At 46.5% G+C, this 14,513-nt stretch carries 11 protein-coding genes and 1 tRNA gene; 2 read left to right on the top strand and 10 right to left on the bottom strand.

Features of this window, described 5'->3' with window-relative positions; translation table 11 throughout:
• Both IDJ77_RS08525 and IDJ77_RS08520 read right to left on the bottom strand, forming a co-directional pair.
• A complete protein-coding gene (locus tag IDJ77_RS08525; RefSeq protein ID WP_191188530.1) occupies positions 1–507 on the bottom strand; it encodes an SRPBCC family protein in 507 nt (168 codons plus the stop codon).
• On the bottom strand, positions 497–823 hold the full coding sequence (locus IDJ77_RS08520) for an ArsR/SmtB family transcription factor (protein ID WP_191188529.1): 327 nt from the start codon (positions 821–823) through the stop codon (positions 497–499). The genes IDJ77_RS08525 and IDJ77_RS08520 overlap by 11 nt, the downstream gene beginning before the upstream one ends.
• A 208-nt stretch (positions 824–1,031) precedes the next feature.
• On the opposite strand from IDJ77_RS08520, the gene IDJ77_RS08515 reads away from it, so the two are divergent.
• Positions 1,032–2,063, top strand: a complete 1,032-nt coding sequence (locus tag IDJ77_RS08515) for a sugar phosphate isomerase/epimerase family protein (protein WP_191188528.1) — start codon at positions 1,032–1,034, stop codon at positions 2,061–2,063.
• Here IDJ77_RS08515 and IDJ77_RS08510 read toward each other — a convergent pair.
• The 8 genes from IDJ77_RS08510 to IDJ77_RS08475 all read right to left on the bottom strand — a co-directional run bounded on the left by IDJ77_RS08510 (position 2,042) and on the right by IDJ77_RS08475 (position 11,108).
• Positions 2,042–2,539, bottom strand: coding sequence for a CPCC family cysteine-rich protein (locus tag IDJ77_RS08510; RefSeq protein ID WP_224751021.1), 498 nt, complete (start codon positions 2,537–2,539; stop codon positions 2,042–2,044). The two genes, IDJ77_RS08515 and IDJ77_RS08510, sit on opposite strands and share 22 nt — an antisense overlap.
• A 16-nt stretch (positions 2,540–2,555) precedes the next feature.
• Complete coding sequence (locus tag IDJ77_RS08505) at positions 2,556–2,900, bottom strand: Spx/MgsR family RNA polymerase-binding regulatory protein (RefSeq protein WP_191188527.1); 345 nt, start codon at positions 2,898–2,900, stop codon at positions 2,556–2,558.
• Positions 2,901–3,075: 175 nt separating this feature from the next.
• Complete coding sequence (locus tag IDJ77_RS08500) at positions 3,076–5,520, bottom strand: outer membrane beta-barrel family protein (protein WP_191188526.1); 2,445 nt, start codon at positions 5,518–5,520, stop codon at positions 3,076–3,078.
• A gap of 422 nt (positions 5,521–5,942) precedes the next feature.
• On the bottom strand, positions 5,943–8,333 hold the full coding sequence (locus IDJ77_RS08495; RefSeq protein WP_191188525.1) for an outer membrane beta-barrel family protein: 2,391 nt from the start codon (positions 8,331–8,333) through the stop codon (positions 5,943–5,945).
• A 236-nt stretch (positions 8,334–8,569) separates the two neighbouring features.
• Entirely contained in the window at positions 8,570–9,130 is a 561-nt protein-coding gene (gene pth / locus IDJ77_RS08490; RefSeq protein ID WP_191188524.1) for an aminoacyl-tRNA hydrolase, read from the bottom strand.
• Between the two features lie 140 nt (positions 9,131–9,270).
• Positions 9,271–9,855 (bottom strand): 50S ribosomal protein L25/general stress protein Ctc, encoded by a 585-nt coding sequence (locus tag IDJ77_RS08485; protein ID WP_191188523.1) that lies wholly within the window; start codon positions 9,853–9,855, stop codon positions 9,271–9,273.
• Between the two features lie 96 nt (positions 9,856–9,951).
• Positions 9,952–10,896, bottom strand: a complete 945-nt coding sequence (locus tag IDJ77_RS08480) for a ribose-phosphate pyrophosphokinase (RefSeq protein WP_191188522.1) — start codon at positions 10,894–10,896, stop codon at positions 9,952–9,954.
• A gap of 141 nt (positions 10,897–11,037) precedes the next feature.
• Positions 11,038–11,108, bottom strand: a tRNA-Gln gene (locus IDJ77_RS08475).
• 214 nt (positions 11,109–11,322) lie between these two features.
• Between IDJ77_RS08475 and IDJ77_RS08470 the strand changes: the two genes are divergently transcribed.
• Complete coding sequence (locus IDJ77_RS08470; RefSeq protein ID WP_191188521.1) at positions 11,323–14,460, top strand: glycosyltransferase family 117 protein; 3,138 nt, start codon at positions 11,323–11,325, stop codon at positions 14,458–14,460.
• Positions 14,461–14,513 lie beyond the last annotated feature (53 nt).

The raw sequence follows: 14,513 nt of genomic DNA, 5'->3' as shown, positions 1-14,513 counted from the left end.
TTACTTATTCGTCAGAGTTAAAAGCAACTCGTCTAACTGTTGTAAGCCGATGCTAAAGCCTTCTTTAAAGCCCATGTTGATGGTTTGTTCCAGGTCGGCAAGGGTATCAAAGGTTAACAGCACATCAACCTCTACCTCACCCTCCTTTGGATGGAAGCTGCTTTGCCATAAATTTTGCGGGAAAGCGGGGTTCATTACGCCATCCTCGTCACAAAACCCGTCTTTAGCGGTATAGGATATTTCTTTGGTGATAGAAAGATAGTCGGCTCTGCTCCAATGCTTCTCGCCTTCAGGGCCTACCATGGCATAATGCCAATAGCCGCCTTCGCTAAAATCCATGGTTTTGGTTTCCACATGCCAGGGTTTGGGTCCCCACCATTGGTCAAGTAATTCGGCAGTGGTCCATGCTTTCCAAACCAGTTCAAGGTCGGCGTTAAATTCACGTTTTACGCTGATGGTATTGTTTTCCCTGTCCACGGAAAAATCAAATGAAAGGTTACTGTTCATTTTTCTGCTTTTTAATGGTTGATAATAATTCGTCGAGCTGGCCGAAACGGGTCTCCCAGATCTTGCGGAACTGCTCCAGCCATTTATCTATTTCTTTCATCTTGTCAATTTCGAGTTGATAGTAAATCTCTCGGCCTTTTTGCTCTTGTTTGATCAGTTCACACTCTGTTAAAATACGCAGGTGTTTAGAAACCGCCTGCCGGGTGGTGTCGAAATGTTCGGCAAGGGCGTTTGGGGTCATGGCCTGTAATGCAATTAAGGCTATGATCGCCCTCCTTGTAGGGTCTGCTATGGCCTGGAAAATATCTCTTCTCATTTATTGATGTTCATTTATGAAACTGATTGGTTGCAAATATATGCGCAACTAATTGGTTTCGCAAATTTTATTGTATTTTTTTGATGGCAATTACATTTGCCTAACCCTGGCTTTCTGTTTCTTCCGAATTCTGTTTACCTTTAAAAAGCAAATGCCCCCAAAGCGATGCTCCATCAACCAATTATAAGTTGTTACCAAGTACCTGTTTATGATAAACCCATATTCGCGCCGTAAATTTTTGCAAACATCATCGCTGCTGGTAGCAGGGACGGCGGTTGCTTCTGCGTTTACTTCAAAAAAAGACAAACCGCTGCTCAGCTTTTCTACCCTCGGCTGCCCCGACTGGACCTTTACCCAGATTGTAGATTTTGCCGCACTGCATGGCTACAGCGGCTTGGAACTGCGTGGCATCAAGCGCGAAATGGATCTGACCAAGGTTAAGGAACTGGCCACCCCGGAAGCGAGGAAAGACACCCTGAAACTGATGAAAGATAAAGGCCTGCGCTTTGTAGACCTTGGCTCATCTGCCACGCTGCACTTTGCCGAGGGTGCCGAACGGCAAAAGAGTATGGACGAAGGTAAGCGCTTTATCGACCTGGCCGTGCAACTCGATTGCCCTTTCATACGGGCGTTCCCCAACAACTTCCCAAAAGAGCGCGACAAGGCAGCTACAATGGACCTGATGGTAAAAGGCTTGCTGGAACTGGCCGACCACGCCAAAGGCAGCAAAGTAAGTGCGCTGATAGAATCGCACGGAGACCTGGTGCATAGCAACGATCTGGAGGCGGTGATGAAAGCCGCCACGCATCCCAACGCCGGCCTCATTTGGGATGTAGTGAACATGTGGAGCATTACCCGCGAGGCACCGGCGGATGCGTACAAAGTTTTGAAGCCCTACATCAGGCATACGCATATAAAAGATGCCAAAATACTGAAGGGTGATGACGTGAAAAAAGGAGAGAATTTGCAATATGTATTGCTCGGCCAGGGTGATACACCCATTTTAGAAGCCGTTGATATCCTGAAGAAAGGAGGCTACAAAGGCTATTACAGTTTTGAGTGGGAAAAACTCTGGCACCCTGAATTAGGTGACCCGGCAGAGGCGATTGCCAATTATGCTAAGGATGAAGGAGAGGTTGGGGTAGACATTCTCTCGAATTGCATGATGGTTACATTGTATGCGGGCCACAAGCCGGGGGCGCTTGCGGCAGCGACGAATTATATTGTTTTTTCAAATTGAAGCATTCTATCTGGATGAACAACTTTTTGAAATCGTTTTTCAACTACGCCGAATTCGCTAAAATTCTCTTTTGCCTGGCACAGGGTTAAATGATTGGGGCCGGAGACCTCTTCAATATCTTTACTTCCGTCGTCCTCCCAAAAACACACCGCACAAATGTCATACTCGCCTCTTTTATCTAACGTTTTATATCCGCAACAAAAACAAGGCAACAGCTTTGATGGTTTACCGATTATACATATCGGAATGGTAAGATAACCAGACAAAACCGCCGTTAAATATGATGTGCTGTAAGATTTGAATTGGTGTTCAATGTATTTTCTGATATGAAAATGTAACACCTCTAATGCAACATCATCATCCAGCGAACTTTCTGATTTTACATTTTTACTATAGGCGGCCATCTCCCCGGCAGAAAGGTTTAAAAGCCTGTAAAAGGATATTAGAGTTACGGCTTCTTTTCTAAGTAGTTTCATTTGTAAAAGCTCGGCATCACAGCAACCTTTCCCTATACACCCCCTCATCAAACCCAAAAAACAAAAACCCGTCTTTTTCTATCACAGGTCGTTTGATCATGCTGGTTTTTTGCTGAAGGATGGCCAGCGCGTCTTCTTTGGTTTTGATGCTTTCTTTTACTTCAGGTAGGAGCTGTTTATAGGTGGTGCCCTGCTTGTTCATGAATTTTTCGTATCCGGCTTTGGCTTCCCATTCCTGTAGCTTTTCGGCACTTACGCCAAGCTTTTTAAAATCGTGAAAATCGTAAGGTACTTTATTGGCTCTTAACCAGTCGAGTGCTTTTTTTACCGTGTTGCAGTTGGTGATGCCGTATACTTTCATGGGGCAAAGGTAGGGAAATAGTGGCTATTTGACTCACCCCCGACCCCTCTCTCCTTCAGAAAGAGGGGCGATTTTCTTTTTCATTTTCCTTTTCTTTCTTCACCCTCTTTGCGAAGCAGAGAGGGTCGAACAGCGTAGCGCATTCGGGGTGAGTCAATAGCGAGGTAGCTACGCCTTAATTCGACGGCGCACTCTTCCCTTGCGTATCATCATTATTAATACCACGCTGGTTCTTCTTGATGTTGGCGTTCAGCTTACCGAATTTATAGTTGATGCGGATGGCTAAACTGCGGTAACGGTTACTGAATAACGACGACTGCTCAAAATCGGGCGTGTTGGTGTACGATCTGAAGGTACGGAACTTGGCATAAGGGTTATTGGCTACTGCCGATATGGTGAGCGCCTTTTTGAAAAACTCCTTGCCCAGCACGTACGACGAGAATATGCCGCTGCCATTTTTCCCCTGCAGCAACACATTGCTGCTAAAGTAGCCGGCATCAATACCAAAACGGTAACCTTCGGCAAACTTGTAGCCCAGGTTGGTGAACACGTTGCCAGTAAAGCCGTCGTTCTTGTAAAACTGACCGTTGTAAGTACCCTTTAACCAAACGTGACTGATGCGCGCATTGAGGCTGAACGAGATCTTTTTGGTGAGTGCGTAATTGCTGTTGAGATTTAAGCCGAGGGTGCGGTTGCTGCCCAGGTTTTGGTAAGTGGTAGTAGTAACGGTATCCGGGTTGGTGGTGCCGGCGTTCTCTATATTGATGCTGGTAACATTCTGGATAGAGTTATTGGAGAACGCATAGCTTAAGCTGGCATTGATAGAGCCTTTGGAAAAGTTACTATAGGTAAACTCGAAGGTGTTGTTCAGTTCGGGTTTTAAATCGGGGTTACCTGTGTTGATGAATTTGGGGTTGCTCCTATCGATAAACGGGTTAAGCTGATAAATGCCCGGGCGCTGGATGCGCTGGGTAAAGCCAAGGCTTACACTGCTTTTACTGAAACTGCGCTGTACCGAAATGGATGGGATAAGGTTGCTGTAGCCTTTATCCAGCGGTGTGCCCGAGAAATCAGCGTTCACCTGCGTGCGTTCCAGCCTTGCCCCAAATTTGGCGGTGAACTTGGTGAACTTTAACTGATAGGAGTTGTAAAAGCTATACACGTCCTGGTGGTAGTTAAATATATTGGTTTGCGCCTCGTTTATCACATAAGCGCTGGTAAGGGGATCGAAATCCTCGCGGCGGAAATCGCTGAAGTTGTTACGCAGGATGGCCTTCGCACCGGCTTCTATGCTTACTTTTTTTACCGGGTAGGCATAATCCAGCTGAAAGGTGTGTTCGCGGTTACCGGCCTCGTTGTACTGGCGGTAGTTTGGCTGGAAAGTTTCCGGGTAATTAAAGCGGTTGCTGAACATGTTATCGGCCGTGTTTTTACCGGGGCCATAACTATACTTGTAGCTCAGGGTAAGCAGCTCATCTTTATGTTTTTTAAAACCAAGCTGGTAGTTCAGGCTCAGGTCCATCCCCTTGTCGTTGTTCACACCGGTGCTTAGCAGGTTGTACCCCTGGGTTAAAACGCCTGCCCCGTTGGTTTGAGCCGAGAGCTGGCTGCTGTTCTGGTCGAAATCGCCCTGGAACAACTGGTACGAGCCGGTGATGAGGTTAAGTGAATCTATCTCGTAACTCAGTTCGGCATTGGCATATTTAAAGTGCCCGCCAAAGGTATTATCGCCTATTTGACTGATGGTTGTGTTTTGGGCAAACTGCGTTTGCGTGGTGCTGAACGGGTTGGTATTATGCCCGTTGCTGCCGATGCCGCCAAAAAGCGAAAGGCCGAATTTTCCTTGTTTCATGGTACCATTAAGGTTTATAGCCGGGCCAAAAACGCTGTTGATACGCGAGTTTAAGCTACCATTATAACCCTGGTCGCCATTTTTTTTGGTGATAATATTGATGATACCAGCCAAACCCTCCGCATCGTACTTGGCGGGTGGGGTGGTAATTACTTCTATCTTTTCGATATTGGTGGCGGGCATAGCTTTCAAAACATCCGACGGGCTTTTGGCCATCAACGCAGATTCTTTGCCATTGATGAGGATCTTGTAGTTGCCGCTGCCCTTCAGCTGGATCTTATCATCAGCGTCTACCGAGAGCATGGGCACTTTGCGCATCATATCCAGTGCAGAGATGGCTTTGCTTTCCGGGTCGGCCAGTACATCGTAGCTGATGCGATCCACTTCCTGCTTCATCAGGGGGCGGGCGGCGGTTATGGCTACTTCTTTGAGTTGTTTGCTGCCGGGCGCTATTAATAATTTACCAAGGTCGGCATTTGCGTCTCCTTTTATATCGATGATTTTGGTACGGTATCCCATAGATATAAGGGACAGCTTATAAGCCTTTGCGGGAAGGCTGCTAAACGAGAATGTACCATCGTCTTTACTCAGCGTGCTTTTTACGGGTGCGTTGGTAACGGCATCGGTTAGGGCGATTGTGGTATACCCTAATGGTTTATTTGCAGCCGAATCGATAACAACACCTTGAACTGTTATGGTAGTTGTGCTTTGCCCGAAGGATAATTTGCAACATAAACAGGCGATAGCCGCGAGTAAAAATAGTCTCATTCTAATAGTTTTATTTCACAAGACGCAGGCGGGCGAGCTTGCGTTGCACCGGATGGTATTATTTAACTAAATTTTTAGGTAACAGATTTGATACAGAGCGCTGGGAGGCATTGGGGCAAGTTGACTCACCTGCCTACCGGCAGGCAGGCCCGGAATGCGCTACGCTGTTCCACCCTCTCTGCTGCGTAAAGAGGATTTGAGAATAGCTGCACAGCACTAACAAACCTAAACCCGATTGGCGGAAAAGCCGCTTCTATCAGCGGCTTGGACAGAAAGCGGGGCAGGACAGAACCTAAGACTACTGCCTTTGCTTTTCAAAAACGGTTACCCGGTTACTAAGCGTTGCATAGTGGCGAAACCCCTCCCTGCCTTTGCGCTTCTTTCCACCACGCCCCTCCCAGGGGAGGGAATAAAAAAACCTCCTAATTCCTGCTCCCTCCGCTCGTGTCGTCGTTATTAATTCCGCGCTTGTTCTTTTTAAGCTCGCTGTTCAGCTTACCAAATTTGTAGTTAAAGCCGATACCGAAAGTGCGGAAGATCTGATAATTATAGGATGAATTGACGAAATCCTGCGTACGGGTAGAAAAATCGAGCTTGATGAATTGCTTAAACGGCCCGTTGGTGTACACAAATATGCTTGCCTTTTTATTAAACAGCTCTTTTGATGCATTGGCACCGTAGCCCAGGTAATAGTTATCGGTACCCTGCAACAATACGTAACGGCTATCGAACCCTACGTTGAGGCCTATGCGGTAGCCGTTATCAAATTTATAGCTGCTGTTGGTAAATACGTGTCCCTGGTAGCCCTTGTTTTTAAACAATTGGTTGCTGTAAAACCCTTCCAGCCAAACACGAAGTAACTCGGCGTTGATGTTTACGTTAAACTTCTTGGTGATGGGATAGTTCATATTGAGGTCCAGCCCCAGTTGTTTGTTTTTTCCCACATTGGCGTAGGTGGTAGTTGTAACCGTGCCGTTTACGCTGGCCAATTGCTGAATGGTATTATTGGCAAAGGAGTAGCTGGTGCTGATGTTAACCGAACCTTTTGCAAAATTGCCGTAGCTGAGCTCAAAGTTATTATTAACGGCAGGGCGCAGGCCCGGGTTACCGGTAGTAATGTAGTTGGGGTTGCTCCTATCCACAAAGGGGTTCAGCTGGAAAATACCGGGGCGCTGGATGCGCTGGGTAAAACCAAAAGTAAGGCTGCTGCTTTTAAGGCTGCGCTGGATAGAAACCGAAGGCACCACATTGGTAAAGTTTTGATCGAGCGTGGTGGCGGTCGACGAAAAATTAGCATCGATATTGGTACGCTCGTAACGTACACCACTTTTAAAGGTCCATTTGGTGAACTTGAGCGTGTAGGAGTTATACAGGCTATACACATCCTGGCGGTAATCAAAAACATTATCCTGCGTAGCATCGGGCAGATATTCCTTAGATACTTCATCGTACAGGTTGGTACGGAAATTACTAAAGTTGTTCCGATCGATCAGTTTACCACCAGCCTCAATGGTAATTACTTTTAAAGGATGGATATAGTCCAGTTGGGTGGTATGCTCCTTAGCGCCCGAGTTGTTAAACTGGCGATAGTTGGTTGCATTACCCGGGCTAACCGTATTCACGGTACTGTTGCTATTATCGCTGAATTTGTAGGAAGCGGTGAGCAGGCGGTCCTTATTTCCTTTAAAACCAAGCTGGTAGTTCAAGCCAAAATCTTTGCCCTCAAAATTGCCGTTACCCATGTTGGTTGTGGTAAAATCGGTTTCAACGCCATTATCGCGCTGCTGCGTAAACTGGTTGCTGCCGGTTGTATTGGCGTTTTTGTAGTAATTGAATGAGCCCGTGAGCAAATTCAAACTATCGGCCTCAAAGCTCAGTTCGGTGCTTACGTAGTTGTTGGTACCGCCATTAAACCTGGTACCATTTTGCGTGATGGATGACGGCTGTTTTAAAAAATCCGTCTGGTTAAAAAAGGCGGTAGTACGTTCGGGGCGCTTGCCGGTACCGCTGAAACCGCTTAAGCCAAACTTACCCTGCTTTACGGTAAAATTAACGTTGCCGCGGATACCATAGGCTGTATTGTAGTTGCTGTTGATGCCCACGTTATAACCCTGGTCGGCATTTTTTTTGGTGATGATATTGATGATACCTGCCAAACCTTCGGCATCGTACTTGGCCGGCGGCGTGGTGATCACTTCTATCTTAACAATATTGGCACCCGGCATCGCTTTCAGGATATCCGAAGGATTACGTGCCATAATAGCCGATTCCTTACCATTCAGCAGGATCTTATAATTGCCGCTTCCGCGGAGTTTGATAGCATCGTTGGCATCTACCGAAAGCAGGGGCACCTTGCGAATCATATCCAGCGCGGTGAGGGTTTTGCTTTCCGGGTCGGCCAATACGTCGTAGCTCAGTCGGTCTACCTCCTGCTTCATCAGTGGCCTGTCGGCAGTTACCGATACTTCTTTTAACTGGCTGCTGGAAGTAGTTAACATCAGCCTGCCCAGGTTAACGGTTGCCGCGCTTTTAAGCTCGATTACTTTTGTTTTGTATCCTACTGATATTAAGGAAAGTTTATATGCTTTTGCCGGCAGGTTGAGGAATTCGAAAGAGCCGTCGTCTTTACTGAGGGAACTTTTTACGGGGGCATTGTTGGTAGGGTCTGTTAGCGCAACCGTTACATAACTCAATGGCTTATTTACAGCAGAATCGATAACGATCCCCTTTACCGTAATAGTTGGCGAATTGGTTTGCGCAAAAGACATAAGGCTTAGGAAACAGCCAATTGCTGCCAGTAAAATTCTTCTCATGTAATAGTTTTGGTTACAAGACGTGTAAAGATAGGCTTCTGTTGCAGAGGAAAGGATTTTTTTAACTAAAGAATTAGGTAACAGATTTGATACAGATGTATTCGACAATCGTCATGCTGAACTTGTTTCAGCACCCATAATATAGCTAACCACCAACCATGCCACCTCGCATGCTGGCTACTTGCCGTGTGGGGTCCCGAAATAAATTCGGGATGACGTTTTGGTTAAATCTGTTTTTACTTATTAAACTTCGTCATCGTCAGCTCCGTGCCGATGGTGCAAAAGCTTTTCACCATCTCTATCGACCTGTCGATCAATGCAGGAAGTTCGGGCAGTTCATCTTTATCGAAACCGCTTAACACATAATCTACCTGGCGGCCTTTAGGATAGTTATCGCCAACACCAAAACGCAGGCGGGCGTATTCGTTGTTACCAAGCGTAGCTTCGATATGTTTTAGGCCATTATGGCCGGCGGCGCTGCCTTTGGGTTTAAGGCGCAGGGTGCCTAATGGCAGGGCAATGTCATCAACAATCACCAGTACATTTTCTACCGGCACCTTCAGCTCCTTCATCCAATGGTTAAGGGCCTTGCCGCTCAGGTTCATGTAGGTAGTTGGTTTAATAAGGTGCAGCGTGCGCCCTTTGTACGGCACTTCGGCATAATAAGCATGGCGCATACTGTAAAACTTTTCCTTCTCTTGTTTTACCAGCTCATCCAGCACCATAAAGCCGATGTTATGCCGCGTATCGGCATACTCCGGCCCAATGTTTCCTAAACCAACTATTAAATATTTCATACCCCGAGCTCCCTCGAAGGGAGAATTTTTGAATTGCTTATTTACCGCGAAGATATTGCTTTTATACAAAAATAGCGATGGGTTTAAAACCCATCGCTATAGTTCGGTGTAATCACACCATAATCGGTGAAATCACCAAATTATTTTTTACCTGAAGCAGCTTCTTGTTCTGCCTGGCGCAATGCACGTGAAGTAGTTACCGATACAATGGTATCTTCCTGTGCGTTGGTGATAGTTAAGTTTGGCAAAGATATTTCGCTAACTTTTACTGATTTACCAACTTCCAAAGCGCTGATGCTCACTTCGATGTTATCTAAGTGGTCTTTAGGTAAAGCTTTAACACGCAGTTTGCGTAGTTTCTGTACCAATTTACCACCCACCTTTACACCCGGAGAAGTACCTGTTAATTTTACAGGGATCTCGATAGTAACCGGTTTTTTCTCGTCTAACAACAAGAAGTCGATGTGGATAAGTTGTTCCGTTAACGGGTGGAACTGTGTATCCTTAATAATAGCTTGTGATGTAACACCAGCAACAGTAATGTCGATGAAATGAACAACCGGAGTATAAATTACGGCTCTCAAATCAGCTGCGGACACAGAAAAGTGGGTTTGGGTTGGCCCACCGTAAAGCACTGCAGGTACCAAACCTTGGTAGCGCAGCTCTTTTGCGTCACGTTTCCCTACGTTCTCTCTTGGAGAACCGCTAATAGCAATTGATTTCATTATTTATTATTTATTTACTTAAGCCATGCCAACAGGGCATGATTATCTTTATTCTATTTATGCTATGAACCATGAACTATCCGCCATGAACCATAATTAATCTACCCTAAACAACTGGCTTATCGAGCCATGCTCATTTACATTGCTTATTGCTTTTGCAAACAGCTCGGCAGTGGTAAGCACCCTTATTTTAGGGCTGCTGTGTTTCAGCGGTATGGTATCGGTCACTATCAGCTCGGTTAATGCCGATGCTTCGATAGTTTCGTACGCCTTGCCCGATAATACCGGGTGGGTACAAACCGCGCGTACACTGCGTGCACCACGTTCCATAATTAAGCCGGCAGCTTTTGCAAGCGTACCTGCTGTATCGCAGATGTCGTCTATCAGTACAATATCCTGGTCGGTTACATCACCTATGATGGTCATGCTCTCAATTTCGTTGGCGCGTTTACGGCGTTTATCGCAAATTACCACCTCGGCATTAAAAAATTTGGCAAAACTGCGTGCCCTGTAACTGCCACCCATATCCGGCGAGGCGATAGTAAGGTTACCCAAACCAAGGCTTTTAATGTAAGGCACAAATATGATAGATGCATCCAGGTGATCTACAGGCACATCAAAAAACGCCTGGATCTGCGCTGCGTGCAGGTCCATCGTCATAATCCGGTTGATGCCTGCTGCTACCAGTAAGTTTGCTACCAGTTTTGAGCCAATGGCCACACGTGGCTTATCTTTCCTGTCCTGCCTGGCCAAACCGAAGTAAGGGATAACCGCAATGATATAATGGGCAGATGCACGGCGGGCGGCATCGATCATCATCAGCAGTTCCATCAGGTTATCGGTAGGCTGGTGCGTGCTTTGTATCAAAAACACATCGCAACCGCGGATAGATTCGTTAAAGTGTGGTTGAAATTCACCATCGCTGAAACGCGATAATACAACATCGCCAAGTTCCTGGCCATAAGATGCAGCAATGTGTTTGGACAGGTCTAAAGAACCTGAACCTGCAAATAGCTTAACTGTATTAAACTGTAAAGGCATCTTTTTTTGATTTGGGATTTCGAATGTCGGATTTAACCTATCCCTTCATTCTCTTCCGGCAACGTGTATAAAAAACTTCGGATTTCTAATTTCCAATACGGTTAATCCGAAATTGAAAATCCGAAATCCGAAATCTTAATGTTGCCCGACCAGGATTCGAACCTAGACAAACGGTACCAAAAACCGTCGTACTACCATTATACTATCAGGCAATCTCCTGCGTTGCGTTATCCGCTCCGAAAAGGAATGCAAATATAGAACGATTTTTTGGAACTCAAAAGCAAAATTCAAAAAAGTATTTTAAAGAGCTAAACGTGCCCCTATCAATCGTTAAAAAGTGTTAATCATTAGCTATTTCGCTTAAAAAGCCTAATTCTTTTACTACTTTCGACTCTTCAAAAACCTGATCTTACAGCACGTTAAGCTATGAACTATAACAAGTACAATAATATTTTTGGCTGGGCAACATTCTTTATAGCCGCCATAACCTACACTTTAACGCTTGAGCCGTCCACCAGTTTTTGGGATTGCGGCGAGTTTATCGCCTGTATTTACCGCCTGGAAGTGGCCCACCAGCCCGGCGCACCACTGTTTACCATGATAGGCAAGGTATTCTCCCTGCTCTCTATGGGCGACAGGAACAAAGTGGCCTATTTTACCAACCTTTCCTCGGCACTGGCCAGCGCAGCTACCATTATGTTCCTGTTTTGGACCATCACCGCCCTGGCAAAAAAAATGCTGGTAAAGGCGGGCGAAGAACTCAGCGTAACCAACCTCATCCTCATCATAGGCTCGGGCCTTGTTGGGGCTTTGGCTTATACTTTTTCAGATACCTTCTGGTTTTCGGCTGTCGAGTCGGAAGTTTATGCGCAGTCTTCCTTGTGTACCGCTATCGTTTTTTGGGCAATATTAAAATGGGAAGCACATGCAGATGAGCCGCATGCCGATAAATGGATCATCTTTATCGCCTATGTAATGGGCCTCTCCATCGGTATCCACTTATTAAACTTGCTGGTTATCCCGGCAATAGCGCTTATCATTTACTTTAAACGCGCAAAAGAAGTTACCACCGGCGGCACCGTCTGGACGTTCGTTTTAGGGGTGATCACCGTAGCGGTTATCCTTTGGGGCGTTATCCAGTTCACTGTTAAAGGCGCAGCCTTCTCCGATCTATTCTTTGTGAACACCCTTAATATGGGCTTCGGCAGCGGGGCTATCATGTTCTTCGCCTTAGTGGCCGTTACGCTTGCATCGGGTATATATTATACCATCAACCAAAAAAACAGCTTTATTATTATTGCCGCTGCGGCATTTGTTTTATTACTTACGCTTAGCGCCGGTATAGCAGGCTTTATTGGCGCGGCAGTTGTTTTAGCTGCCCTGGAATATGCTTTAAAAGTACGCGAAAAACCGGTTGCACTTAACCGCATTTTAATTTGCGCGGTATTTATTTTATTTGGTTACAGTTCCTTCGTGATGATCGTTATCCGTGCGAAGGCGGGTACTAACTTAAACAACAGCGATCCGCAGGATGCCTTCGCACTAAACAGCTACCTTAACCGCGACCAGTACGGCGATACGCCATTGATGTACGGAGAGTTCTTCGATTCGAAAGCCATCGACCAAACCGACGGTGCTACCCTGTACCGCCGCGGCGCTACCAAATACGAGGTAGCAGGTAAAAAACTCATTACCACTTACGATCGCAACACCATATTCCCGCGGATGTTTAGCCAAAAGCAAAACCACCCGGAGTTTTACCGCGACTGGATGAAATTAGGCCCGCAGGATCAGCCAACCATGGCTACTAACCTGGGCTTTTTTGCTACCTGGCAGGTGAGCCAGATGTACACCCGCTACTTCCTGTGGAACTTTGCAGGCCGCGCCAACGACCTGGATGGCCAAAACAACACTATCGACGGCAGCTGGCTAAGCGGACTGAACTTTAAAAAGGATCTGCCTGCCTCGGTTACCGAAAGCAATGCTTATAACAGGCTATATTTCCTGCCGCTTATCATCGGTATTTTGGGCTTGATATATCACTTTAAACGCAACCAGCGCGATGCGGGTGTGGTAGTGGTACTCTTTTTCTTCACCGGTTTGGCCATTGTGCTTTACCTTAACCAGGACCCTCTGCAGCCGCGCGAACGTGACTACGCCTACGCGGGATCGTTCTACGCCTTTGCCATTTGGATAGGTTTGGGTGTACTGATGATAGCCGAGCTGATCAGCAAAAAGCTGAATGCCAAAACCGGGGCCATCATCGCCAGTGTTGTGTGTTTATTGGCAGCACCTGTATTAATGGCCAGCCAGGAATGGGACGACCACGACCGCTCTACCAAGCTTACCCCGCACGATATGGCGTACAACTACCTTAACTCCTGCGCGCCAAACGCTATTTTGTTTTGCTTTGCCGATAATGATACCTACCCGCTTTGGTACATACAGGAGGTAGAAGGCGTTCGCCCTGATGTACGTATCGTAAACCTGAGCCTGCTGGGTACCGATTGGTACATCCGCCAGATGAAGCAGAAGATGAATGAGTCGGCACCGCTGCCTATCACCATGAGCAACGATAAATTTAAAACCGGCGTGCGCGATGTAATTTATTATAACGATGCCAAAATACCCGGCGCATTTGAGCTAAAGGAGTTGTTCGACTTTTTAACCTCCGAGGATCCGCAGGCCAAGGTGACTTACGAGAACGGTGAAAGCGCGAATTACCTGCCTACCAAAAACTTTAAAATGACCATTAATGCCGATGAGGTGATTAAAAACGGTGCTGTACCCGCCAACCAGCGCGACCGCATTGCTACCGAAATGGATTTCACCTATCCCGGCAAATACATAACCAAGGATAACCTAGCCATTATGGATATCCTGGCACACAACAACTGGAAACGCCCGGTATACTATACCGTAACCGCCGGAAACGAAAACATGCTTGGCCTGGATAAATACATGTACAACGAGGGCTTTTGCTACCGACTGATGCCGTTTAAACCGGATACCACGGTGCAGCCATTAGAGGCCAGCAACACTTTGGTGATGTACAACAACGTGGTAAACAAGTTTAAATACGGCCAAATGAAGACCGCCAAAAACCTGGATAACACCTCTACCACCCTGTTCTACCCCGTGATCACCCGTATGTTTGCCAGCCTTGCCGATGCCCTTGTAAAAGAAGGCCATACCGACCTCGCCAAAAACGCGCTGAAAAAATACCAGGATAACATGCCCGAGAAGATCTTATCTCCGGAGCTGGCTATCCGCAAATACTACCTGGCGCAAAGCGCTTATGAGGTTGGCGATGCCGCCCTTGGTAATAAACTGGTAAAACTGGTTGATGATTACGTGGTAGATCAACTGGCATTTAATTTTACCGTATACCAGCAGGACAGCAACAACGTTGATTCCCGCGCTGTACAGCTGGCGCTTTCGCTGCTTAATGGTATGGAAAACCTCACCAAAAGCTTCCACCAAACCCAGTGGGCCAATAAAACTGCCGCCCAGCTGAAAGATTACAGCGGTAAGTTTGGCGCGTTGGCACAGCCGGGGCAATAAAATAATTCGTCAGCAAATCTGATACATTTAACGCCCCGCTTTAAACGGGGCGT

This window comes from Mucilaginibacter pankratovii, from assembly GCF_014773265.1.
Classification (GTDB): domain Bacteria; phylum Bacteroidota; class Bacteroidia; order Sphingobacteriales; family Sphingobacteriaceae; genus Mucilaginibacter; species Mucilaginibacter pankratovii.
Note: the sequence above shows the minus strand (reverse complement) of the source record. Positions and strands in the feature narration are given on the sequence as shown.